Raw genomic sequence first — 20,963 nt, 5'->3', positions numbered from 1 at the left:
TCAAAATCGGTCCAGCGGTTGGAAGTGCTCACTCACCAGCGGCTACCAGGCACCGAGTCTGCCCGATCAGCCGACCCGGTAGCTCCCATTAGCGGCCGGGCAGCTCGGCCGTGTTTCGGGGATGCCGCCCGGTCAGCGGCCGGGCAGCCGCTGGGTGATCTCCTGCAGGAACCAGCGGTTGCCGTCGGGGTCGGCGAACGAGGCGAAGGAGCCGTAGCTGGCCCGCTGCGGATGCAGGCCCATGACGCGGCCGGTCTCGCCGGCCTGGTGGAAGGCGCCGGTGGCGTCGTGGAACGGGCCGGTGACGTCGACGCCCCGGCCGGTCAGCTCCTTGTGGGCCTGCTCGATGTCGGACACGATCAGGTGCAGCCCCTGGACCGTGCCGGGCCGGGCCTCGGTGAGGCCGTCGCCGAAGATGATCGAGCAGGCGGAGCCGGGGGGAGTGACCTGGATGATCCGGTAACCGTCGTTGATGGGGAAGTCCGCGTCGAGGCGGAAGCCCAGCCGGCGGGTGTAGAAGTCCTTGGCGCGGTCGGCGTCGGATACGGGCAGGACAACGACTTCGAGCTTCATGTCCATGGGTCGTGATCTTTCTTTCGCGTCGTGAGGGGCTATCGGGTGGCTCGGGCGGCCTTCTCGATGACGCCGGCCACGGTCTTGGGCTGGGAGACGGCGACGGAGTGGGAGGCGCGTACCTCGACGGAGTGCGCGTGGGCGCGCTTGGCCATGTAGCGCTGGACCTCGGCGGGGATGTTGAGGTCCTGGGTCGTGATGACGACCCAGGAGGGCTTCTCCTGCCAGGCGGCGCTCTCGGTCTTCTCCTCCAGGGCGGACTGGGCGATGGGCCGCTGGGTGGCGGCCATGAGGGCCGCGGTGCCGGTCGGTACGTCGGCGGCGAACTGGTGGCGGAACTTGCCGGGCTTGATGTACAGGTCGGTCCCGGTGGTGCCGTCGGGGAGGGTGAAAGGGGTCGGGTCGAGGGCGGCGGGGAGGGTGGAGCCGGGGTACTTGTTCGTCAGCTCCAGGGCCGTCTCGCCGGGGGCGGGCAGGAAGGCGGCGACGTACACGAGGGCCTTGACCTGAGGGTCGTTCGCGCCGGCCACGCTGATGACCGAGCCGCCGTAGGAGTGCCCGACGAGGATCTTGGGTCCGGTGACGTGGTCGAGGACGCTGCGGAGTGCGGCCGCGTCGCTGGCCGGCCCGCGCAGCGGGTTGGCCGCGGCGACGACGGGGTAGCCGTCCGCGCGCAGCTCCTCGATCACCCCGTTCCAGCTGGAGGCGTCGGCGAAGGCGCCGTGCTCCAGCACGATGGTCGGCTTGGCGGGTTTGTCCGCCGCGAGGGCGGGCGTGGCGGCGGCGGTGGTGAGAAGACCGATCGCCACCGCCGACAGGACGCCCGACATGAGCCGCCGGCCGCGTACACCTTTGCTGCTGACCACGACATTCCCCTTTCAGGAGGCTTCAGAGATTCGGTGCCTCACTGTCGTCCGGTAGGGGGAGCGGTCACATCCGTCACTTGACGGTCAGTCACGAGAAGCCGGGCACGCACACGGCCACCACGCCAGGCCAGGCGCCCCCGAGCAGCGCCGTTGCGCGTCAAGCCAGGCGCCTCTTCAGCCGGTCACCTGAGGGGCTACGGCCGGGCGGTGGCGCCTGGGTGAACGTGCGCCCGGAGCGGCTCGCCGGTGCTGACCGTCAACTGACTGATGTGCCCGGTGATGGCCGCGAACGACAGTGAGACGCACTGCGACAGCTGACCACCCCCGGTACCTCAGCGAGAGGACGTCATGAAACGCCTTTTGATCATGTTCGCGGCCGGAGTGCCGCTGGCGGCGGCGGCGTGCCTGCCGGCCTCGGCCTCGGCCTCGGCCTCGGCCGCGACCGCCGGCTCCGCCGCCGTCCCGTTCACGTGCTCGTCCATCTCCGTGAACGCCCCCGCCGGCACCGCGGTGGAGTCCGTGACGGCGGTGCGCCGGGAGGCGGGCACCGCCACCATCCCTCCGGTACCGCCGCTGACCGAGGTGGTGGAGATCCCGGACGTGCCGGCCTACTGCGATGTCACGGTCACGCTCACCCATCCGGGCGTCGGCGACCACGCCAAGGTGCGGATCTGGCTGCCCGAGACCGGCTGGAGCGGCCGTTTCCAGGCGGTGGGCGGCAGCGCCTACGCCGCCGGTGACTACGGCGCGGGCCTGGCCGTCGCGATCAAGAGTGGCTACGCCGCCGCGACCACCGACGCCGGCGTCGGCACGTACCTGGACACCGGCTGGGCCCTGAACAGTGACGGCGAGGTCGACACGGCGCTGCTGAAGAACTTCGCCGACCGGTCCCAGCACGAGATGGCGGTCGTCGGCAAGCAGGTCGTCAACGAGGTCTACGGCAGGCCGGTCTCCTACGCGTACTGGAACGGCTGCTCGACCGGCGGCCGCCAGGGCTACATGGAGGCCCAGCGCCACCCTGGCGACTTCGACGGCATCCTGGCCGGCGCTCCGGCGATCAACTGGGACGAGTTCGAGGTCGCAACCCTGTGGCCGCAGGTGGTGATGAACGAGGAGAACACCTTCCTCTCCCCGTGCGAGTTCAAGGCCTTCAACGAGGCCGCGGTCAAGGCCTGCGATCCGCTCGACGGCGCTCCCGACGGGCTGATCGGCGATCCGGCCGCGTGCACGTTCGACCCGCGGCGGCTCATCGGCAAGAGCGTCGAGTGCGACGGCGAGCAGGAGACCATCACCGCGGCCGACGCCGCCGTCGTGCGCAAGATCTGGGACGGCCCCCGCACCCCGTCCGGCAGGAAGCTGTGGTCCGGCATCCCGATCGGAGCCGGCTTCGACCTCGCCGGCACCCGCATCGACGCGGCTACCGGGAACCGCGTGGGCGCGCCGTTCCCCGTACCGGCCGCCTGGGTCGCGACGTTCCTGAAGCGGCAGCCCTCCTACGACCTCTCGACGATCACCTACGCCGAGTTCGCCAAGCTGTTCGAGCAGTCCCAGACCGAGTACGACACGATCATCGGCACCGACGACCCCGACCTGTCGGCGTTCCGCAGGTCCGGCGGCAAGCTCCTCACCTGGCACGGCCAGGCCGACCAGCTGATTCCCGCCCAGGGCACCGTGGACTACCGACGGCGCGTGGAGCTGGCCATGGGCGGCGCGCGCCGGGTCGACGACTTCTACCGGCTGTTCCTGGCGCCGGGCGTCGCCCACTGCGCCGGCGACACGAGCACCGGCCCGAAGCCCACCGACGCCCTCGGCGCCCTGACGGCCTGGGTCGAACAGGGCAAGGCCCCGCAGACGCTGAGCGCCGCCATCACGGACTTCTCCGGCAAGAAAGTGACGCGCGAGCTCTGCCGGTACCCGTACGTCTCCCGCTACACCGGCCACGGCGACCCGGCCGACGCCGGCAGCTACTACTGCGCCGCCCCCGTCCGGAACTGACCGCCGTCCACTCGTCGAAAGGCCACCCCTCATGAACACGAAGACTCTGTTGCGGCTGTACCTGGGCCGTGGCGTCCTGGCCGTGGCATGGGCCGCGGCGTTCGCCTCCGCGCACGACCCCATCGACGCCCTCGCGATCACCTTGCTGGTCGTTTATCCGCTGATCGACGCGGTGTCGTCGCTGATCGAGCTGCGTGCGGTCCCGGACGGCTCGGAGGGCCGCCTGACGCTCTTCAACGGGCTGCTCAGCGCCTTGGCCGCGGTCGGCGTCGGCCTGGCGGGGACGGGCGGGGTGGCGGCGGTGCTGCACGTCTTCGGTGCCTGGGCCGTCGTCTCCGGTGCCGTGCAGGTGCTGGTCGGGGTATGGCGGCGGGGCTCGGAGCTGGGCAAGCAGTGGCCGCTGCTGATCTCGGGCGGCCTGTCGTTCCTCGTGGGCATCTTCTACAACATCCAGGCACTCGGGGACGGCGCCTCGCTCGATGTGCTCTCGGTCTACGCCACCGGCGGCGGCGTGTTCTTCATCGTCCAGGCCGGGCTGCTGGCCTGGCGGGCCCGCCGGCCGCGGACGCAGACCGTCTGACGGCCATCGGCCACGAACGCCGACAGCCTGCCGGATCGCATCCGGCAGGCTGTCGGCGTGTTGCAGGGGTCAGAGGTGGTCCACGTCGACGACGGCCTGGGCGAAGGCCGTGGGTGCTTCCTGCGGCAGGTTGTGGCCGATGCCCTCCAGCGTGCGGTGTTCGTAGGCGCCGGTGAACATGCTCCGGTACGACGAGCCGTCGCCCGGGGGTGCCGTGAAGGGGTCGCGCTCGGCGTCCAGAGTGATGGTCGGCACGTTGATGGCCGGTCGGGCGGCGAGTCGCTTCTCCAGGCCGTCGTAACGGCGTTCCCCGTCGGCCAGGCTCAGCCGCCACCGGTAGTTGTGGATCACGATGGCGGCGTAGTCGGGGTTCTCGAAGGCCGCGGCCGTGCGCTCGAAGGTGGCGTCGTCGAAGTTCCACGTCGGGGAGACGGTGTCCCAGACGAGCCGGGTCAGGTCGTGGCGCTTGTCCTTGTTCTCCATGGCCAGCCGGCCCCGCTCGGTGGCGAAGTAGTACTGGTACCACCAGGCGTACTCGGCCTTCGGCGGCAGCGGCGTGAGATTGGCCTCGAGGTTCGTGATGAGGTAGCCGCTCACCGACACCAGGGCCTTGCACCGCTGCGGCCACAGGGCCGCGATGATGTCGGCGGTCCTCGAGCCCCAGTCGAACCCGGCCAGCACGGCCTTGTCGATCTTGAGAGCGTCCATCAGCGCGATGATGTCGAGCGCGATCGCCGACTGCTGGGCGTTGCGGAACGTCTTGGCGGACAGGAACCGCGTCGTGCCGTGTCCGCGCAGGTAGGGAACGATCACCCGGTAGCCCTGCGCGGCCAGCAGCGGGGCGACGTCGACGAAGCTGTGGATGTCGTACGGCCAGCCGTGCAGGCAGATGACCACCGGCCCGCGGGCCGGGCCCGCCTCGGCGTAACCGATGTCCAGCAGCCCGGCCTTGACCTGCTTCAGCGAGGCGAAGGACGTGTGCGTGCCGGGCGTGACCGCCGGCAACGTCGGGGCCGCCCCACGCCGCGTGGCGGCGGAGGCGGCCGGGAACGCCTGCAGGCCCGCCAGCGAGGCGACGGTCGCGCCGGTGGCCAAACCGAGGGCCTTGCCGAAGGTGCGCCTGTCGATCATGTGAAAATCCTCCGTGTCGTGTCACCAGTAAATGCGGCATTCCTTACTGTTTCGGGCAGGGAAATCCGGCACATCAGTCAGATGACGGCGAGACACGGCGAACGGCAGCCGTGCCGGCCCCGCGAGAGCACGGCGTCCAGGCAGACCGGGCAGGGAGCGGCGAGCCAAGGCAGGCAGGAACATTGAGTCATTCGACTGTTCCTCTTCAGGGGGCATCCGAACGATCCTTGGTCGCGGCCCATACGAGCTGGAGGATCCGTGCAGCCCACTCCTGTTGTCTTCATCCATGGCGCGTGGCTCCACGCGTCGTCGTGGGAGTCATGGAACGAGCGCTTCTCCAGCTTCGGTTTCGCCGTCAGCGCGCCGGGCTGGCCGGGCGAGCCCGCCACGGTCGACGAGGCCCGCAGGCATCCCGAGTCGCTCCATGAGCTGGGGCTCGACGCGCTCACGGAGCACTACGCGCGCATCGTCCGTTCCTTCGACACCCCGCCCGTGATCGTCGGCCACTCGGTGGGCGGGCTCATCGCCCAGCACCTCCTCGGCACGAACGCGGGCCGGGCCGCGGTCGCCATCGCTCCCGCCCCGGTTGCCATCGCTCCCGCCCCGGTCGGCCACGCGACCTTGCCGCCGCCCGGGGAGCCGTGGCCGGTGTCGATGGACGCCGGGAGGTTCCGGCGGCTGTTCGCCAACGCGGTCACCGAACAGGAGTCGGCCGAGCTGTTCGAGCGCCACGTCGTGCCGGGACCGCGCCGGCTGCTGGCCGAGCTGGGACACGGCGGCGCCGTACGGCACCCGCGGGCGGTCGTGGAGCACGGCAACACCGCCCGCGGCCCGCTGCTGCTGATCTCCGGGCAGGAGGACCGGCTGGTGCCCGACCACGTCACCCGGGCCGTGTACAAGTTGTACGGCGACTCGACGGCCACCAGCACACTCAAGCAGTTCCCGGACCGGGCCCATTCGCTGGTCGTCGACAGCGGCTGGCGGGCGGTCGCCGACTACGTGCTGGTCTGGCTCGCCGAGCGAGAGGTGCGCGCTGGCCCGTCGAAGTGGTGAAGGGGGGCTCACGTATCTTGGGCGCGTGAGAGCAGACGCGACACGCAACCTGGAACGCGTCCTGAGCACGGGCGCCCGCATGCTCGCCGACGACCCCGCGGCGACCATCGCCGCCATCGCCGCCGCGGCAGGAGTGGACCGCCGCACGGTCTACCGCCGTTTCGCCTCTCGCGAGGAGCTCATGGCCGCCGTCTACACGGCACGCTACGACGCGGTCGAGGAGGCCGTCGAGGCCGCCAGGCTACGCGAGGCGCCGGTCGCGGTCGCACTGCACCGCTATGTCGAAGGCATCATCGCCGTCAACCGCAAGTGGCCCGTGGAGACGAGCCGCATGCTCCGCGAGGTGACGGTCCGTGAGCGTCGCCGCCGCCTGATCGACGAGGTCGACGCCTTCCTGCGGCGCGCCACCGACGAGGGCCTGCTCCGCTCCGACCTGCCGCCCGGCTGGGTGGCCGCGGTCCTGGCGCCGCTGATGGAGCACGCCGCCGAGGACCTGTCCGAGCTGAGCGCCGCGCAGGCGGCCGACGTCGTGGTGGACACACTGCTGCGCGGCGTCGGCGCCCCGACGGCGCGCTGACGGCGCCCCGACGGCGCGGTGGTGGCGCCCCGACGGCGCGGTGGTGGCGCGGTGGTGGCGTGCGGGCCGGCGTCCGCCATCCTGAACGGGCTGCTATGGTGAAAGACGCCTGAGATCGGAAGCTAGGAGACCAGACATGGCAGGTGACGACGACATCTCCGGGTGATACCGGAGATTGACCGGCCCCGGCAGGCGCGCACATGACCGCCGCCGATGTGGCCTCTGGTCGTCGTTCCCCGAATCCCTGTCCCCTTTGCCGGGCGGCTTCGGCGCGCCCGCGTTCTCGTACGAGGTCTTCTCGCATGTCCGCTGCGTTCATCGTCTGTTCCGACCTGTCCTTCTCCTGGCCTGACGACACGCCCGTCTTCAGTGATCTGTCCTTCACCGTGGGCGGCGGCCGTACCGGCCTCGTCGCGCCGAACGGCGCGGGAAAGAGCACGCTGCTCAAGTTGATCGCCGGCGAGTACCGGCCGCGTGGCGGCAGCGTGTCCGTCGAGGGCGTGCTCGGCTACCTGCCGCAGAGCCTGCCCCTCACCGGCGACCTGACGGTGGCCGAGGTCCTCGGCATCGCCCCGGTGATCGCCGCGCTGGACGCCATCGAGGCGGGGGACGCCGCCGAGGAGCACTTCACCACCATCGGCAACGACTGGGACATCGAGGAGCGCACCCGTGCCCAGCTCGACCGGCTCGGACTCGGCGAGATCGCGTTCGACCGGACGCTGGCCACGCTGAGCGGTGGCCAGGTCGTCTCGCTCGGCCTGGCCGCGCAACTCCTCAAGCGCCCCGACGTCCTGCTGCTCGACGAGCCGACGAACAACCTCGACCTCGCCGCCCGCCGCCGGCTCTACGACGTGCTCGGTGACTGGAACGGCTGCCTGCTCGTGGTCAGTCACGACCGGGCCCTGCTCGACCGCATGGACCGCATCGCCGAGCTCGAGCGCGGCGAGGTCCGCTTCTACGGCGGCGGCTTCACCGCCTACGAGGAGGCCGTGCGTACCGAGCAGGAGGCCGCCGAACGCAGCGTGCGCAGTGCCGAGCAGGAGCTCAAGCGGGAGAAGCGGGAGATGCAGCAGGCCCGCGAGCGCGCCGAGCGCCGGGCCGGCAACGCCCAACGCAACCTCAAGAGCGCCGGCCTGCCGCGGATCTTCGCCGGGAACATGAAGCGCGGCGCGCAGGAGTCGGCCGGGCGGGCGGGCCAGATGCACGCCGCCCGCGTCAGCGACGCCAAGGCCAGGCTCGACGAGGCCGGGCGGGCGCTGCGCGACGACCAGAAGATCGCGCTGGAACTGCCGGGGACCAACGTGCCCGCCGGTCGCACGGTCTTCCACGGCGAACGCCTGCAGGCCCGCGGCCTGTTCGCCGATCCGGGCATCGACCTGACCGTCCGCGGACCGGAGCGGATCGCGCTGACCGGACCCAACGGCGCGGGCAAGTCCACCCTGCTCCGCCTGATCAGCGGCGATCTGGAGCCCGACGGCGGCACGACGAGGCGGGCCGACGGCCGGGTCGCCTACCTGTCGCAGCGGCTCGACCTGCTCGACGTCGAGCGCACCGTGGCCGAGAACCTGGCCGTGTTCGCCCCCAGCATGCTGGCGGCGGAGCGGATGAACCTGCTGGCCCGCTTCCTGTTCCGCGGCGCGCGTGCGCACCTGCCGGTGGGCGTGCTGTCGGGCGGCGAACGGCTGCGCGCCACCCTGGCCTGCGTGCTGTGCGCCGAGCCGGCGCCCCAGCTCCTGCTGCTCGACGAGCCCACCAACAACCTCGACCTGGTCAGCGTGGGGCAGCTGGAGAGCGCGCTCGGCGCGTACGAGGGGGCCTTCGTGGTGGTCAGCCACGACGAGCGGTTCCTCGCGGAGATCAAGGTGGAGCGCTGGCTGGAGCTGTCCGGCGGGCGGCTGCTGGAGACGGGGGCGCCCGCCGGTAAGTGACGCGCGGCCACGACCGTTGTTGCGGGCCCGCCGGCAGGGCCGCCACATCCGCCTGGCGTAGACGCGTCACCGGTTTGACTGGTGACGCATGGGCTGCCAATATCGTCACTAGTTGAACCGGTGACGCACGACGCGCTCCCGGAACCTGCTCAGAAGGGAAGAGCCATGGCTGCCAGCTACACCGGAGTCGTCACCGTCACGGGAGAGGGCCGCAACGGAGGCCGGGTCCAGGCCGACGACGGTCTCCTCGACACCACGCTCGCCATCCCGAAGGCGTTCGGGGGAGCGGGCGACGCCACCAACCCCGAGCAGTTGTTCGCCGCGGGCTGGGGCGCCTGCTTCCTGGGCGCGGTCAGAAGGGCGGCGGCGCAGCGCAAGATCAGGCTGACGAGCACGGCCATCACGGCGGAGGTGACCCTGCACCACGGCGACGACGGTGAGTTCGGCCTCAGCGCCGTCCTCAACCTGGAGCTCGGAGGCGTGGACCAGCAGACGGCCCAGGAGCTCGGCGCCGCGGCCCACCAGATCTGCCCGTACTCCAAGGCGACCCGCGGCAACATCCCGGTCACCATCAACGCGAAGGCCGCCTGAGGGGGGTCAGACCCCTGCCTGGTCGCGGCTCCATTCCTGGCCCTGCCAGGCCGGGTCCAGCGGGGTGTGGGCGATGTGGTTGGTGTAGTTCGACAGCGTCTTCATCCCCACGCCGAGGACGACGTCGAGCACATGGCGACGCGTGTAGCCGGCGGCCAGGAACGCCTCGATCTCCGTGTCGTCCACCCAGCCGCGCTGGGCGACCATCACCTGGGTGAGGCGCCGGGCCGCCTCCAGTGCGGCGTCCGGCAGCGGCTTGCCCGCCCGTAGGGCCTCGACCACGTCGGCCGGAACGCGGGCACGCAACGCCAAGGTGGAGTGCGCGGCCACGCAGTATTCGCAGCCGTTCTCCACGCTGGCGGTGATCCACACCACGTGCTTGGCCGGTCCGGGCAGGGAGGACCTGCCGAACTGCTCGGCCAGGGCGTTGTAGCCGGCCAGCAGCTCGGGGGACTCGGCCATCACCCCGTTCAGCGTGGTCACGAACCCCATGCGCTTCTTGGCGGCCTCCAGCATCGGGCGGGCCGCCTCGGGGGCGTCGCTCTCATCGTAGACGCGGAAATCGATCATCATCTCTCCTCGGTGCGGGTGAAACCATCCAGTACGGCGCGCACGCCCGCCAGCAGCTCGGCCGCGTCGGCTCCGGCCCGCGAGCGCAGGTTGACCCCGTAGGCCAGCAGCGCCAGCGTCTCCGCGCCCGCGTCCAGGTCCATCCCGGGCCGCACCTGGCCGCGATTCCGGGCCGCCTCCAGTGCCGCGCGCATCGCCGCTCGCAGGGCGGCGTGGTGGGCGTCCAGGACCTGCCGGACCTCGGGGGCCTCGCGGGCCGCGCCGGTGTGCGTGTTGGTGACCAGGCAGCCCCAGCGGGCGTGCTCGCCGGTGCAGCGCGCCGCCACCAACCGCTCGAAGAAGCCGGTGACAGCAGGCAGGCCACGCTCGTCGGCGGCCAGCGCGTCGAACACCGGCCGTGACTGCCGCTCCAGGTAGCGGCGGAGCGCGGCGGCCTGGAGCCGCTCCTTGCCGCCGAAGGTCGCGTACAGGCTGGAGCGACTCAGCCCGGTGGCCTGGACGACCTCGGCGATGCCGGTGACATCGGCGCCGCGCTCCCAGAACAGTCGCACCACCTGGTCCAGCGCCACGTCGGGATCGAAGTGCTTGACGTCCGGCATCCGCCGACCTCCTATCTTGGAACGGTCATTCCAAGTTAGCGGCATGCGGCATGAAGCGCAATGCCTCCCGGCTGTCCATGCTCAGATGAGGGGCTTGGGCGCTCTCACTTCAGGGCCGACGGGGTGAGGCCGAGAGCGGCAAGAGCGGCGGCGCCGCGGGCGGCATGGTCGCCGCCGGCGAGCACCAGGGTCCGTGCCGACTGGTAGCGGCAGCCGGCGGCGTCGAAGACGGCCGCCGTGGCGAGCAGTCGCTCCCGGTCGTCGTCGAGCAGGGCTTCGGCACGCTCCACGATGGCACCGGCGACCGGGTTGCCGGCCGTGACGGTCCGGGCCTCGGCCAGGCGGGCGCGGGCGTCGGGGCTCCCGGCGAGCACGGTGGCCTCCGCGCGTAGCGCCACGTACCAGTGGAGCCAGATCCAGGTGATCCATTTCCACACCTCGCCGGGCTCGGAGCCCATCCGCTCGAGGGCCTGCGGCGCCTGCCCCTGGTGGAGCAGGAGCATCGCGTCGAAGACGGCCCCGTAGCCGTAGGTGTGTTCCGGCGTGGTGCCGAACTGGTCCAGGACCGTCCCCCACTCGTGCCGGGCGTCGCGGTCGTCGCGGAGGCCGTGGATCATCACCACCGCGGCCACCGCCGGGCCGAGGGCTGACGTGGGCGGGCTGCCGGCCCGCCGCCACGCGTCGAGGAACCGCACGCTGCCGGTGAGCACCTGGTCGACGTCGCCCGCCAACGCGTCGGCGACCAGCAGCCAGCTCGTGGCGCGGTGGCCGACCTCGGCCAGCAACGGGTGATCGGCGAGTTGCCGCGCCCACCGGCGAGCCCCTGGCAGATCGCCCGTGCCGAGGCCGGCCTCGGCGGCCTCGCCGAGCGCCTCGATCAGCTCGTGGGTGGCGGCCGGCGTGTTCGGTGCGGACGACAGCAGCGCGATCCGGCGCCGGGTCGTGGCGGCGGCGGCGAACGTGTCACCGGCCCAGCTCAGGGTGCCGGTCAGCACATCGAGCGCGGCGGACTCGGCGAGCGGATCGCCCGCGCGGTGGGTGAGTTCGACGGCCCGTTCGGCGCGCGCGATCGTCTCCGGTACGGAGTCGCCGGGGTGGCCGTGGGCGGCGCCGACCGCGTCGTCGAGCGCCCGCGCGGCCTCGGCCAACGCCACCATGGCCTGTGCCGCCGGGTCCTCGCCGGCGAGCTCCCGCGCCTGGGCGATGAGCGCGACCGTCTCCTCCGGCGGCAGCTTCCGGGCGAACTTGCTCGAGAACCGGTACGCGTTGGTGGCGATGGCCGCCAGGTCGCAGGCGGCGCCGGCACTGTCCCCGGCGCGGCGGGCGGCCTCCGCGGCCGAGCGGCGCAGGCGGTACATGTCGTCACCCCGCATCCGGCAGCCGGCCACGGCCGCGGCATGCCGGAGCGTCGACGCGGTGGTGGCGGGGTCGTCGGCGAGCGCGGCGGCCTGCTCATAACGCCCCTGGGACTCGCCGACCAGGTGACGCGTGAACGTCAGCTCCGCCAGGTGCCGGGCGAGGCGGCAGGCATCCGCGCGCTGCTCCGGCCGGTCGGCCGCCCACGCCAGGGCGGCGCGGAGGTCGTCCGCGACCGCGTCGAACCGGGCTCGCCAGTCCGTTCCCACCACCGCCAGGCCGGCGGCCTCGGCCAGGCACCAGCGAAGGTGCCGGGATCGGGTCTCGTCCAGCTCGCCGGCCTCGGCGAGCCGCTCCGTCCCGTACTGGCGGATGGTCTCCAATGCCCGGTACGCGGTCCCGCTCGGGCGGGCGGTCACCACCAGGAGGCTCTGTTCGGCGAGGCGGGACAGCCCGTCGGCGACCAGGCCCTCCTCGGACGCGGCCACCTCCGCCGCAGCGGCGGCGGTGAACGGCGCCACGAACACCGACACCTGGCGCAGCAGCGCCCGGTCGGCCGGCTCCAGCAGGGCGTGGCTCCAGTCCAGCGCCGCCCGTACCGAGCGATGCCGGTCTTCGGCACGGGAGCCGCCGGTGAGCATCCGGAGCGGGTGGGACAGGGCGGCGGTGATGCCATCCAGGCCGAGGGTGGGATAGCGGGCGGCGGCCAGTTCGATCGCCAGCGCCATGCCGTCCAGCCGCTCACAGATCTCGGCGATGTGGTCGAACAGCGGAGGGTCCAGCGGCCAGCCGACCGCCGTGGCCCGTTCCATGAACAACGCGACCGCGTCCGACTCGCCGTCGGCGGCCAGCGACAGCGGCGGGACCGGATACACCCGTTCGAACGGCACCATCAGCCGGGCCCGGCTGGTCGCCAGCACCGTCACCCGAGGGCACGTCGCCAGCAGCCGCTCGAGAAACAGCGCCACCCCGTCCACCACTTGCTCGCAGTTGTCCAGCACCAGCAGGGCATGGCGGTCGGCCAGCGCGGCGACCACGGACTCGGTCATGCCACGGCCGGGCTGCTCGCCGAGGCCGAGGGCGCCGGCGACCGCGGCCGCGACCATGCCCGGGTCGGTGACCGGGACGAGGTCGACGAACCACACCCCGTCGGAGTACTCGCCGGCCGCTTCCGCGGCCACCGCCAGCGCGAGCCGGGTCTTGCCCACTCCGCCGGGACCGACCGCGGTCACCTGGCGGTGCGCCTGGATCATCTCGGTCAGCACGGCCCGCTCGCTCACCCGGCCGATGAACGAGGTCAGCGGGGCGGGGAGCACAGGCGCCGGCTGGGACGGGCCGGCGCCGGGCGGCTCAGGCGCACGCTGGGCGAGCGCCCGCCGATCCGGCATCTCCAGCTTGCGCAGCAGCGAGGAGACGTGACTCTCCACGGTACGCACCGAGATGCACAGCCGGGCCGCGATCTCGGCGTTGCTGAGATGGGCCCCGACCAGTTTCAGCACCTCGGCTTCCCGAGGTGAAATGTCCAGCACTGCTGCCACTGTCACAGTTTGCCGCATCCCCTCCGAGCTCCTGTCCGTAGCGCCACCGTGCGCCCGTCCGTGTCGTCGATCCGTGGACGGTTCCGTGGTCGCCACGGATGCGGGTCGGCAGGGCCGGAAGGAAAGCTGTGAATACGCACACAGCGGGTCGATGGGACCCACGACTACAGGAGTGACCATGACGGGCTCTTCCAACGAGGGAATCAAGACCGTGCTGCACCCGGTGTCCGACCTGGCGAAGGCCAAGGCGGTGTACGCGGCCCTGTTCGGTATCCCGCCGCAGGTCGAGTCTTCCTACTACGTCGGGTTCGAGCTCGGGGGCCAGCACATCGGTCTGGTGCCGGGCGGCGGGCCGCAGGGCATGACCTCGCCGGTCGTCTACTGGCACGTACCGGACATCGAGGCGAAGCTCGCCGAGCTGACCGCCGCGGGGGCCACCGTGAAGGAGGCCGCGCACGAGGTGGGCGCCGGTCGCGTGGTGGCCACCGTCATCGACCTCGACGGCAACGTCCTCGGGCTCCTGCAGGACCGCTGAGCGCCGCGTGGCGCCCCTACCCAAGACCGACAAACCCACTTCGTTCATAAGGAAACCGCTATGACCTCCTTCGACTCCGTCATCCTGGAAGTTCCCGACCCCGCTGCCGCAGAGGCCTTCTACCAGGCCTTCGGTCTGGCCTCATATGTGACCGTGCGCGCCTCGGACGCGCCGACGACCGGCTTCCGTGGGTTCGCGCTGTCGCTCGTGGTGTCCCAGCCGGGCAACGTCGACGCCTTCGTCGCCGCCGCCCTCGACGCCGGCGGCACGACGCTGAAGCCGGCCACGAAGGGGTTCTGGGGTTACGGCGCCGTCGTACGCGCCCCGGACGGGACGATCTGCAAGATCGCGACCTCGAACAAGAAGGACACCGGCCCTGCCGCCCGGCACGTCGACCAGGTGGCGCTCCTGCTGGGAGTGGCGGATGTCAAGGCGAGCAAGCGGTTCTACGTCGACCGCGGCCTGGCCGTGGCGAAGAGCTTCGGCGGCAAGTACGTCGAGTTCGACACCCCGTCGTCGGCCGTCACGCTGGCGCTCTACCCCCGCCGCGCCCTCGCCAAGGACACCGGCATGTCCCAGGAGGGCACCGGATCCCACCGGATCGTGATCGGCGGCGCTGCCGGGTCCTTCACCGACCCCGACGGGTTCGTCTGGGAGACCGCCTCCGTCTGACGCACGTCCCTTCCGCAAGACTCCGAACATTCAAGATCGCCAAGGGAGAACTCTGTCATGACCAGCACCGAGACCAGCACGTACGAGGGATTCACGGCCGATGAGCGGGCCGCGATGAAGGAGCACGCCCAGGAGCAGAAGAAGGCGGCGCGCCGCGGATCACGCGCGGACAAGGCGGCGGAGGAGGCGCGGGACGTCCTCGCGAAGATCGCCGAACTGCAGGGCTCGGACCGGGTCATGGCCGAGCGGGTCCATGCCGTCATCACCGCGAGCGCCCCGGTCCTCGCGCCGAAGCTCTGGTACGGGATGCCCGCCTACGCGCTGAACGGCAAGAACGTCTGCTTCTTCCAGCCTGCGGCGAAGTTCAAGTCGCGCTACGCGACGCTCGGGTTCAACGACCCGGCGAACCTGGACGAGGGCGAGATGTGGCCGACCGCCTTTGCCCTGACCGAGGTGACGCCCGAGGTGGAGGCCCGGATCAGCGAGCTGGTGAAGCGGGCGGTGGGCCTTTGACACATTCGCTGTCCAAGGCGCCGAGGACACTCATGCGTGCTGCGGCTCCTCGTACGGGATGCGGCTCAGGTGCAGGATCGAGCCCAGCGTCCCCCACTCGTCCGCGCCGAGCTTGGTCAGCGGACGCAGTCGCTCGGCGTCAGGCCGGCCCTTGACGATGTACTCCTCGTGCACCGCCGCCAGGAAGACCCGGCCGAACACCAGGGTGGAGTTGCCCATGCGCAGGGTGGTGTGCGAACGGCACTCCAGGACGACGGGGGAGGCAGCCACTCTGGGCGGCCGCACATGACGGCTCGACTCGCGTTCGATCCCGGCGAAGCCGAATTCGCTGACGCTCCGCGGGAAGTCGATCGCGGTGGCGTTGATCAGCTGCAGCAGAGGTTCGGCGGAGAAGTTGACCACGAACTCCCCGGTGTCCTCGACGTTGCGCAGGGAGTCCTTGCGGCCGATCGAGGTGAACTGCACGATCGGCGGATCGGTGCTGGCGATACTGAAGAAGGAGTGCGGGGCGAGGTTCTCGACGGCTCCGTCCGGTGTGACAGTGGAGATCCACGCGATGGGGCGCGGGATGACGACCGAGGTCAGGAACCTGAAAAAGGCCGGGCCACCCATGGTCTCGGGATCGAAGTCGACGCGCATGACGATCAGTATTCATCGCGTGCACGGTGTGTGGCCGCCGCCGCGCGGGATGCGGGCCTGGGCCGCTTCCATCAAGGTCTGCTCAAGGCGGACGCGAGCCGGCGGGCGGCTTCGAGCAGCTCGGCGTGGTCGGCGGTGGCGGCGAAGCCGAGGCGTAGGCAGGCCGCCGGGAGCTCGGTGGCGAAGTAGCGGTTGCCGGCGCTGACGGCGACGCCGTGCCGGCGGGCCGTGTCGGCGACCACGGTGTCATCGGCGCCGTACGGCAGGCGGACCCACAGGTGGAGCCCGCCCGCAGGGACATGGGCGAGGGTCCAGTCGGGAAGTTCGCGCGTGACGGCGGCCGCCAGTGCTGCACACCGCTCCCGCAGTGCCGCGGCCAGGGTGCGGAGGTGCCGTTCCCAGGTGGGAGAGCTGAGGAGCTCGACCGCTGCTTCCTGGAGCGGGCGGGTGACGAAGAAGTCGTCGACCAGGCGGATGGCGCGCAGGCGTTCCATCACCGGGCCTCGGGCCACCAGGGCGCCGATGCGCAGGCTCGGTGCCGCCGGTTTGGTGAGCGAGGTCAGGTAGAGCACGGTGCCGTCGCGATCGTCGGCCAGCAGGGGCGGCGGCAGCGGCGCGCCGTGGCCGAGGTGCCGCGCGAAGTCGTCCTCGATCACGAACGCGCCCGCCGCCCTGGCCGCGTCGATGATCTGCCGGCGGCGTCGCGGCGCCAGCACGGTGCCGGTGGGGTTGTGATAGGTCGGCTGGCAGTACAGCAGGCGTGCGCGGGTCATGGCGAAGGCGTCGGCCAGGAGGTCGGGTTGCAGGCCGTCGGCGTCCATCGGCACCGGTACGGGGCGCAGGCCGGCCGCTCGGGCGGCGGCTATCGCACCCGGATAGGTGGGCGACTCCACCAGGACGGGGTCACCCGGCCCGGCGATGGCCCGGAACGCCATGGACAGGGCGCTCTGCCCGCCGGCGGTGATCAGGACGTCGTCCGCGCTCGCGCCGCCGCCGGCCATGGTGGCGAACATGCTGCGCAGGGAGGCCAGTCCGGTGGCCGGGGCGCGGTCCCAGGCGTCGGGGCGGCGGGCCGCGCGGGCCAGGGCCGCGGTCAGGATCTGGGTGGGCTGGAGCGATCGATGCAGGTAGCCGCCGTCCAGCAGGATCGTCCCCGCCGGTGGCTCGCCGAACGTACTGGTGAGGAGGCGGGTGTCCACGCTGCGATCGGCGAGGGTCACGGTCTGCCAGGCGGTGTCGGCGACCTCGGCGCGCCGCTGGGGGCGTGCTGCCACGTACGTGCCGCTGCCCGGACGGGTGATGACCACGCCTTCGGCTGCGAGCACGGCGATCGCCTGCGACACGGTGGCGGGGCCGACCCGGTAGCGCCGGATCAGCTCCCTGCTGCTGGGCAACCGGTCGCCCGGCGACAGCCGGCCGATCATGGCTCGCATGCTGGCCGCCAGCTCCGCAGAACTGCTACTGTCCGACATGAGAGTTGATAATAGCGCTTCCGAAATTTCCACAGAATCGCTTCTGGACGTCGCGGCCCTGCGCGCGGACACCCCCGGCGCCGGTGACGTCGTGCACTTCAACAACGCCGGTTGCGGCCTGCCGGCCACGCCTGTGCTGGCCGCGATGGTCGAGCACCTCCAGCTGGAGGCGCACATCGGCGGCTACGAGGCCTCGGCCGCCCGTGCCGAGCAGGTCCGCGAGTTCTACAGCGAGACCGCCACCCTCATCAACTGCGCTCCCGAGAACATCGCCTTCGCCGGTAGCGCAACCCACGCGTTCTCCACCGCCCTGTCGGCGATCCCGTTCGAGGCCGGCGATGTCATCCTGACCACCCGCAACGACTTCATCTCCAACCAGATCGCCTTCCTGTCACTGGGCAAGAGGTTCGGCGTGCGGATCGTGCACGCGCCCGACCTCCCAGAAGGCGGGGTGGACGTGGCGGCGATGGCCGAACTGATGCGCCGGCACCGCCCGCGCCTGGTGGCCGCCACGCACATCCCCACCAACTCCGGCCTCGTCCAGCCGGTCGCCGACATCGGACGGCACTGCCGCGAGCTCGACCTGCTGTACCTGGTCGACGCCTGCCAGTCCGTCGGCCAGTACCCGATCGACGTGGCCGAGATCGGCTGCGACATGCTCACCGCCACCTGCCGCAAGTTCCTGCGCGGACCTCGCGGTTCTGGCTTCCTGTACGTGTCCGACCGCGTGCTGCGCGCCGGCTATGAGCCGCTCTTCATCGACATGTACGGCGCCCGCTGGGTGGAGCCGGGCCGCTACGAGCCCGTCGGGACGGCGGCCAGGTTCGAGGACTGGGAGTTCCCCTACGCCCTCGTGCTCGGCTGCGCCGCCGCCGCACGCTACGCCCGCGAGGTCGGCATGGACGCCATCGCCCGCCGTACCCCTGCACTGGCCGCCGGCCTGCGTGACAGGCTCGCCGACCTGCCCGGAGTCCGCGTGCTCGACCGCGGCCGGCAGTTGGGCGCCCTGGTCACGTTCGCCATAGAGGGCTGGCAGCCGGAGCCGTTCAAGGCGGCCATGGACGCGCGCCGCATCAACTCGGCGCTCAGTTTCCGGCATTTCGCGCAGTTCGACTTCGGCGACAAGGACGTCGACTGGTGCCTGCGCCTGTCGCCGCACTACTACAACACCGAACAGGAAGTGGACCAGGTCGTCGCGGCGGTCGCCGAGCTCAGCGCCGCGGCCCGCAGGCCGTGACGACCGCCCGACCCGGCTGACCGCGGTCGGCTCCGAACCCGGCCACCGGCGCGGTGTCACAGGGACACAGCGGTGATCTTGTCCGGGTTCATCATCCACAGCACCTGGTCGATGCCCTGCTCCGAGGCGTTGACGGTGAGGACCGCGAACACCTGTCCGTCGCGGCTCAGCAGGGCGGAGGCCTGCCCGTTCGTGCTCGCGTACCGCACGTCGACTCCGGCCCAGAAGCGGCTCGCGAACGCCCTGACGTACTTGGCCACCCGCGACGCGCCCACCACGGGGAACCGGGAGGCGCGCACGGCGCCGCCGCCGTCGGAGTAGCTGGTCACGTCCGCGGCGAAGAGCTCTTCCAGCGCGGTCAGGTCACCGGAGCGGGCGGCGGTGACGAAGGCCGCCAGCAGCCTGCGCTGTTCGGCTCTGCTCACCGGCGTGCGACGTCCGGTGAGCACGCGCTTGCGGGCCCTGCTGACCAGCTGGCGTACGGCCGCCTCGTTGGCCTGGAGGATGTCGGCGATCTGCTGGTAGGGGTAGTCGAACGCCTCGCGCAGCACGTACGCCGCCCGTTCGGTGGCCGAGAGCCGTTCCAGGAGCAGCAGGACCGCGAACTCCAGAGCCTCGCCCCGCTCGGCGCCGAGGTGGGGGTCGGCGCTGGTGTCGACCGGCTCGGGCAGCCAGGGGCCGATGTAGGTCTCGCGGCGTACACGTGCGGTCTGGCCCGCGTTGATGGCCAATCGTGTGGTCACCGTCGCCAGGAACGCGGCCGGGCTGTCCACCGTGTCACGGTCATAGCTCTGCCAGCGCAGCCAGACGTCCTGAACCACGTCCTCGGCCTCGGTGGCGCTGCCCAGCACTCGGTAGGCGATGCCGAACAGGCGCGGTCTCACGTCCGCGAAGACCGCGGCTGCCTGCTCGAGCTCTTCTGGTGCGCCGGATACGTTCGCCGGCTCGGCATCCGCCACGTCGTCGTCCCCCTCCTTCCACGTTCTCACGCGCGGGCCACAAACGCAAGCACGCACTGCGTTAAGGTAGGGGGATGGAGACCGACCGAGAGCCGACCCGGCGGCCGGGAGGCCGCAGCGCCCGCGTCCGCGCGGCGGTGCACCAGGCCGTCACCGACCTCGTGGCCGAGCGCGGGTACGGCAATTTCACCGTCGGCGAGGTCGCGAACCGCGCCGGCGTGGCCGACACGAGCATCTACCGCCGCTGGGGCACCCTCGAAGCGCTGACCATGGACGTGGCGATCACCTGGCTGACCATCACGTCCCCGATCCCCGACACCGGAAGCCTGGAGGGCGACCTGCGCGCCTACGCCGCCAACGTGGCCCGCGACGTCACCGGGCCCGACGGGCCGGCCGTGCTCCGCCTGGTCATCGCGCTGTCCACGGCAGGGCAGGACGGCATGCGGGCGCGCGACGCGTTCCTCGCCGAGCGCTCCCGCCAGCTCCAGACCATGCTCGACCGGGCCCGTGCACGAGGCGAACAACCGCCCGACGTCCTGGAGGTGCTCGACCACCTCCTGGCCCCCGTGTACATCCGCGTCCTGTTCGGAGCGGGCCCCCTCACGCCCGACTACGTCGACACGCTCGTGGATCGCCTGCTCTTCCCCCTCAAGGGGCCTGCGGAAGGCTGAGCCCGGAACCCTGGCGAGCAGCATCAGGCGCCCCGGCGCCGGAGAACGTCCGCCGGTAGTGCTCCGCCGCCTGGGCCATGTCCGAGCTGATGAGGTCGAAGAACCGGCTGGCCGTCCGGAGCCGGATGCCGGCCGGGGTGTGGGCGCCCAGGACGTCCACGCCGTCCCGGACGGTGTCGGCCCACAGCGTCATCGACCGCATGCCCACCAACCAGGCCCGATACCAGACGTCGGTGTCGATGGTGTACCGCTCACGCCGGCGGTCGCGCTCGCGTTTGACGAGTCCCACCTGCTCCAGCCAGCCGACGCCCTTGGAGATCGACGCGGGGCTCACACCCAGCCGCTCGGTCAGCTCGGCGACGGTCATGGTGCCGGTATCGCTGACGAACAGGCAGGCCATCACCCTGGCCGCCATCGTCGGTATCCCCCCGAACCTGGCAGTGAGTCGCTCCTCGAGTTCTCGTACCGCCTGGGGGTCACGCCCGTCGGCATCCGCGCTCGCGGGAGTGATCGACGGCGGGCTCGGCCGGCGGCGGGCGCGCCATTCGGCCGCCTGCTGCGCACGGGCCGCGTGGTAGCCGTGCGGGCCGCCGTTGCGGGCGATCTCACGGCCGACGGTCGACCTCGGCCGCCCCAGACGGCGGGCGATCTCCGCGTAGGCGAGCTTCCCCGCCAGCCCTTCGGCGATCCTGCGGCGGTCCTCGTACGTCAGGTGGCCTCGCGGCATGCGCCCTCCCTGGTCGCGGGAGGCACAAGTATGCCTTCAGGCGTACCTCATCGCTACCCGCCTGTTGCATTTGCCCACACTGTCATTGCGCCAGTTACTCCGTTCTGAGCTGCGACGACGCGGTTCACGCCTTGCTGAAATCGCGAACGCATCCGTAACTTTCCCGGTGCGTGAACGATCG

General features: G+C 71.5%; 21 protein-coding genes. 11 read left to right on the top strand and 10 right to left on the bottom strand.

Annotation, left to right across the window (positions count from 1 at the left end):
- Positions 1-132 precede the first annotated feature (132 nt).
- Together AB0H84_RS35805 and AB0H84_RS35800 are read right to left on the bottom strand one after the other, a co-directional pair.
- On the bottom strand, positions 133-579 hold the full coding sequence (locus tag AB0H84_RS35805) for a VOC family protein (RefSeq protein WP_357614458.1): 447 nt from the start codon (positions 577-579) through the stop codon (positions 133-135).
- 32 nt (positions 580-611) lie between these two features.
- Positions 612-1,439 (bottom strand): alpha/beta hydrolase, encoded by an 828-nt coding sequence (locus AB0H84_RS35800; protein WP_357614455.1) that lies wholly within the window; start codon positions 1,437-1,439, stop codon positions 612-614.
- 348 nt (positions 1,440-1,787) lie between these two features.
- On the opposite strand from AB0H84_RS35800, the gene AB0H84_RS35795 reads away from it, so the two are divergent.
- Positions 1,788-3,434 carry a DUF6351 family protein gene (locus tag AB0H84_RS35795; protein WP_357614452.1) on the top strand — a complete coding sequence of 549 codons (1,647 nt, stop codon included), beginning with the start codon at positions 1,788-1,790 and terminating at the stop codon, positions 3,432-3,434.
- A gap of 31 nt (positions 3,435-3,465) precedes the next feature.
- Positions 3,466-4,014: a DUF308 domain-containing protein gene (locus AB0H84_RS35790; RefSeq protein ID WP_357614449.1), complete on the top strand. Its 549-nt coding sequence runs from the start codon at positions 3,466-3,468 to the stop codon at positions 4,012-4,014.
- A gap of 69 nt (positions 4,015-4,083) precedes the next feature.
- On the opposite strand, the gene AB0H84_RS35785 is transcribed toward AB0H84_RS35790, so the two are convergent.
- Complete coding sequence (locus AB0H84_RS35785; RefSeq protein ID WP_357614447.1) at positions 4,084-5,145, bottom strand: alpha/beta hydrolase; 1,062 nt, start codon at positions 5,143-5,145, stop codon at positions 4,084-4,086.
- Between the two features lie 258 nt (positions 5,146-5,403).
- Here AB0H84_RS35785 and AB0H84_RS35780 point away from each other — a divergent pair, with 258 nt between their 5' ends.
- From AB0H84_RS35780 to AB0H84_RS35765, 4 genes are all read left to right on the top strand, one after another.
- Positions 5,404-6,198 (top strand): alpha/beta hydrolase, encoded by a 795-nt coding sequence (locus AB0H84_RS35780; RefSeq protein ID WP_357614445.1) that lies wholly within the window; start codon positions 5,404-5,406, stop codon positions 6,196-6,198.
- A 25-nt stretch (positions 6,199-6,223) separates the two neighbouring features.
- Positions 6,224-6,775 carry a TetR family transcriptional regulator gene (locus tag AB0H84_RS35775; RefSeq protein WP_357614442.1) on the top strand — a complete coding sequence of 184 codons (552 nt, stop codon included), beginning with the start codon at positions 6,224-6,226 and terminating at the stop codon, positions 6,773-6,775.
- A gap of 302 nt (positions 6,776-7,077) precedes the next feature.
- A complete protein-coding gene (locus tag AB0H84_RS35770; protein ID WP_357614439.1) occupies positions 7,078-8,703 on the top strand; it encodes an ABC-F family ATP-binding cassette domain-containing protein in 1,626 nt (541 codons plus the stop codon).
- A gap of 165 nt (positions 8,704-8,868) precedes the next feature.
- A complete protein-coding gene (locus tag AB0H84_RS35765) occupies positions 8,869-9,294 on the top strand; it encodes an organic hydroperoxide resistance protein (protein ID WP_357614436.1) in 426 nt (141 codons plus the stop codon).
- Between the two features lie 6 nt (positions 9,295-9,300).
- Here AB0H84_RS35765 and AB0H84_RS35760 read toward each other — a convergent pair whose 3' ends face one another.
- The 3 genes from AB0H84_RS35760 to AB0H84_RS35750 form a co-directional block, all read right to left on the bottom strand.
- Positions 9,301-9,864, bottom strand: coding sequence for a carboxymuconolactone decarboxylase family protein (locus AB0H84_RS35760; protein WP_357614433.1), 564 nt, complete (start codon positions 9,862-9,864; stop codon positions 9,301-9,303).
- Positions 9,864-10,463, bottom strand: coding sequence for a TetR/AcrR family transcriptional regulator (locus AB0H84_RS35755; RefSeq protein ID WP_357614431.1), 600 nt, complete (start codon positions 10,461-10,463; stop codon positions 9,864-9,866). The genes AB0H84_RS35760 and AB0H84_RS35755 overlap by 1 nt, the downstream gene beginning before the upstream one ends.
- 104 nt (positions 10,464-10,567) lie before the next feature.
- The gene (locus AB0H84_RS35750; RefSeq protein ID WP_357614428.1) at positions 10,568-13,357 is read right to left on the bottom strand and encodes a LuxR C-terminal-related transcriptional regulator; all 2,790 of its coding nucleotides are present in this window, start codon (positions 13,355-13,357) and stop codon (positions 10,568-10,570) included.
- Between the two features lie 178 nt (positions 13,358-13,535).
- On the opposite strand from AB0H84_RS35750, the gene AB0H84_RS35745 reads away from it, so the two are divergent.
- From AB0H84_RS35745 to AB0H84_RS35735, 3 genes are read left to right on the top strand one after another with little or no spacing between them, the layout of a single operon-like run.
- Complete coding sequence (locus AB0H84_RS35745; protein ID WP_357614426.1) at positions 13,536-13,892, top strand: VOC family protein; 357 nt, start codon at positions 13,536-13,538, stop codon at positions 13,890-13,892.
- Positions 13,893-13,952: 60 nt separating this feature from the next.
- Complete coding sequence (locus tag AB0H84_RS35740; RefSeq protein WP_357614423.1) at positions 13,953-14,564, top strand: glyoxalase; 612 nt, start codon at positions 13,953-13,955, stop codon at positions 14,562-14,564.
- Positions 14,565-14,621: 57 nt separating this feature from the next.
- Positions 14,622-15,077: a DUF1801 domain-containing protein gene (locus tag AB0H84_RS35735; RefSeq protein WP_357614420.1), complete on the top strand. Its 456-nt coding sequence runs from the start codon at positions 14,622-14,624 to the stop codon at positions 15,075-15,077.
- A gap of 30 nt (positions 15,078-15,107) precedes the next feature.
- On the opposite strand, the gene AB0H84_RS35730 is transcribed toward AB0H84_RS35735, so the two are convergent.
- Positions 15,108-15,716, bottom strand: a complete 609-nt coding sequence (locus AB0H84_RS35730) for a flavin reductase family protein (RefSeq protein ID WP_357614417.1) — start codon at positions 15,714-15,716, stop codon at positions 15,108-15,110.
- 71 nt (positions 15,717-15,787) lie between these two features.
- Entirely contained in the window at positions 15,788-17,188 is a 1,401-nt protein-coding gene (locus AB0H84_RS35725) for a PLP-dependent aminotransferase family protein (protein WP_357614415.1), read from the bottom strand.
- On the opposite strand from AB0H84_RS35725, the gene AB0H84_RS35720 reads away from it, so the two are divergent.
- On the top strand, positions 17,187-18,425 hold the full coding sequence (locus tag AB0H84_RS35720; protein ID WP_357614411.1) for an aminotransferase class V-fold PLP-dependent enzyme: 1,239 nt from the start codon (positions 17,187-17,189) through the stop codon (positions 18,423-18,425). The genes AB0H84_RS35725 and AB0H84_RS35720 overlap by 2 nt on opposite strands.
- A gap of 56 nt (positions 18,426-18,481) precedes the next feature.
- Here AB0H84_RS35720 and AB0H84_RS35715 read toward each other — a convergent pair whose 3' ends face one another.
- A complete protein-coding gene (locus tag AB0H84_RS35715; protein WP_357614409.1) occupies positions 18,482-19,414 on the bottom strand; it encodes an RNA polymerase sigma-70 factor in 933 nt (310 codons plus the stop codon).
- Between the two features lie 44 nt (positions 19,415-19,458).
- Here AB0H84_RS35715 and AB0H84_RS35710 point away from each other — a divergent pair, with 44 nt between their 5' ends.
- Positions 19,459-20,055 carry a TetR/AcrR family transcriptional regulator gene (locus AB0H84_RS35710; RefSeq protein WP_357614407.1) on the top strand — a complete coding sequence of 199 codons (597 nt, stop codon included), beginning with the start codon at positions 19,459-19,461 and terminating at the stop codon, positions 20,053-20,055.
- Here AB0H84_RS35710 and AB0H84_RS35705 read toward each other — a convergent pair.
- Complete coding sequence (locus AB0H84_RS35705; protein WP_357614404.1) at positions 20,033-20,782, bottom strand: helix-turn-helix domain-containing protein; 750 nt, start codon at positions 20,780-20,782, stop codon at positions 20,033-20,035. The genes AB0H84_RS35710 and AB0H84_RS35705 overlap by 23 nt on opposite strands.
- Positions 20,783-20,963: the final 181 nt, after the last annotated feature.

Origin of the sequence: Nonomuraea sp. NPDC050786 (genome assembly GCF_040654115.1) — a bacterium.
Taxonomy (GTDB): Bacteria; Actinomycetota; Actinomycetes; order Streptosporangiales; family Streptosporangiaceae; genus Nonomuraea.
This window is presented reverse-complemented; position numbering and strand designations above follow the sequence as displayed.

Excerpts from the sequence above, each read along its gene's own strand:
- AB0H84_RS35805 (WP_357614458.1), bottom strand. The coding sequence starts at position 579 with ATGGACATGAAGCTCGAAGTCGTTGTCCTGCCCGTATCCGACGCCGAC.
- AB0H84_RS35795 (WP_357614452.1), top strand. The coding sequence starts at position 1,788 with ATGAAACGCCTTTTGATCATGTTCGCGGCCGGAGTGCCGCTGGCGGCG.
- AB0H84_RS35790 (WP_357614449.1), top strand. The coding sequence starts at position 3,466 with ATGAACACGAAGACTCTGTTGCGGCTGTACCTGGGCCGTGGCGTCCTG.
- AB0H84_RS35785 (WP_357614447.1), bottom strand. The coding sequence starts at position 5,145 with ATGATCGACAGGCGCACCTTCGGCAAGGCCCTCGGTTTGGCCACCGGC.
- AB0H84_RS35770 (WP_357614439.1), top strand. The coding sequence starts at position 7,078 with ATGTCCGCTGCGTTCATCGTCTGTTCCGACCTGTCCTTCTCCTGGCCT.
- AB0H84_RS35765 (WP_357614436.1), top strand. The coding sequence starts at position 8,869 with ATGGCTGCCAGCTACACCGGAGTCGTCACCGTCACGGGAGAGGGCCGC.
- AB0H84_RS35760 (WP_357614433.1), bottom strand. The coding sequence starts at position 9,864 with ATGATCGATTTCCGCGTCTACGATGAGAGCGACGCCCCCGAGGCGGCC.
- AB0H84_RS35755 (WP_357614431.1), bottom strand. The coding sequence starts at position 10,463 with ATGCCGGACGTCAAGCACTTCGATCCCGACGTGGCGCTGGACCAGGTG.
- AB0H84_RS35745 (WP_357614426.1), top strand. The coding sequence starts at position 13,536 with ATGACGGGCTCTTCCAACGAGGGAATCAAGACCGTGCTGCACCCGGTG.
- AB0H84_RS35740 (WP_357614423.1), top strand. The coding sequence starts at position 13,953 with ATGACCTCCTTCGACTCCGTCATCCTGGAAGTTCCCGACCCCGCTGCC.
- AB0H84_RS35735 (WP_357614420.1), top strand. The coding sequence starts at position 14,622 with ATGACCAGCACCGAGACCAGCACGTACGAGGGATTCACGGCCGATGAG.
- AB0H84_RS35730 (WP_357614417.1), bottom strand. The coding sequence starts at position 15,716 with ATGCGCGTCGACTTCGATCCCGAGACCATGGGTGGCCCGGCCTTTTTC.
- AB0H84_RS35720 (WP_357614411.1), top strand. The coding sequence starts at position 17,187 with ATGAGAGTTGATAATAGCGCTTCCGAAATTTCCACAGAATCGCTTCTG.
- AB0H84_RS35725 (WP_357614415.1), bottom strand. The coding sequence starts at position 17,188 with ATGTCGGACAGTAGCAGTTCTGCGGAGCTGGCGGCCAGCATGCGAGCC.
- AB0H84_RS35710 (WP_357614407.1), top strand. The coding sequence starts at position 19,459 with ATGGAGACCGACCGAGAGCCGACCCGGCGGCCGGGAGGCCGCAGCGCC.
- AB0H84_RS35705 (WP_357614404.1), bottom strand. The coding sequence starts at position 20,782 with ATGCCGCGAGGCCACCTGACGTACGAGGACCGCCGCAGGATCGCCGAA.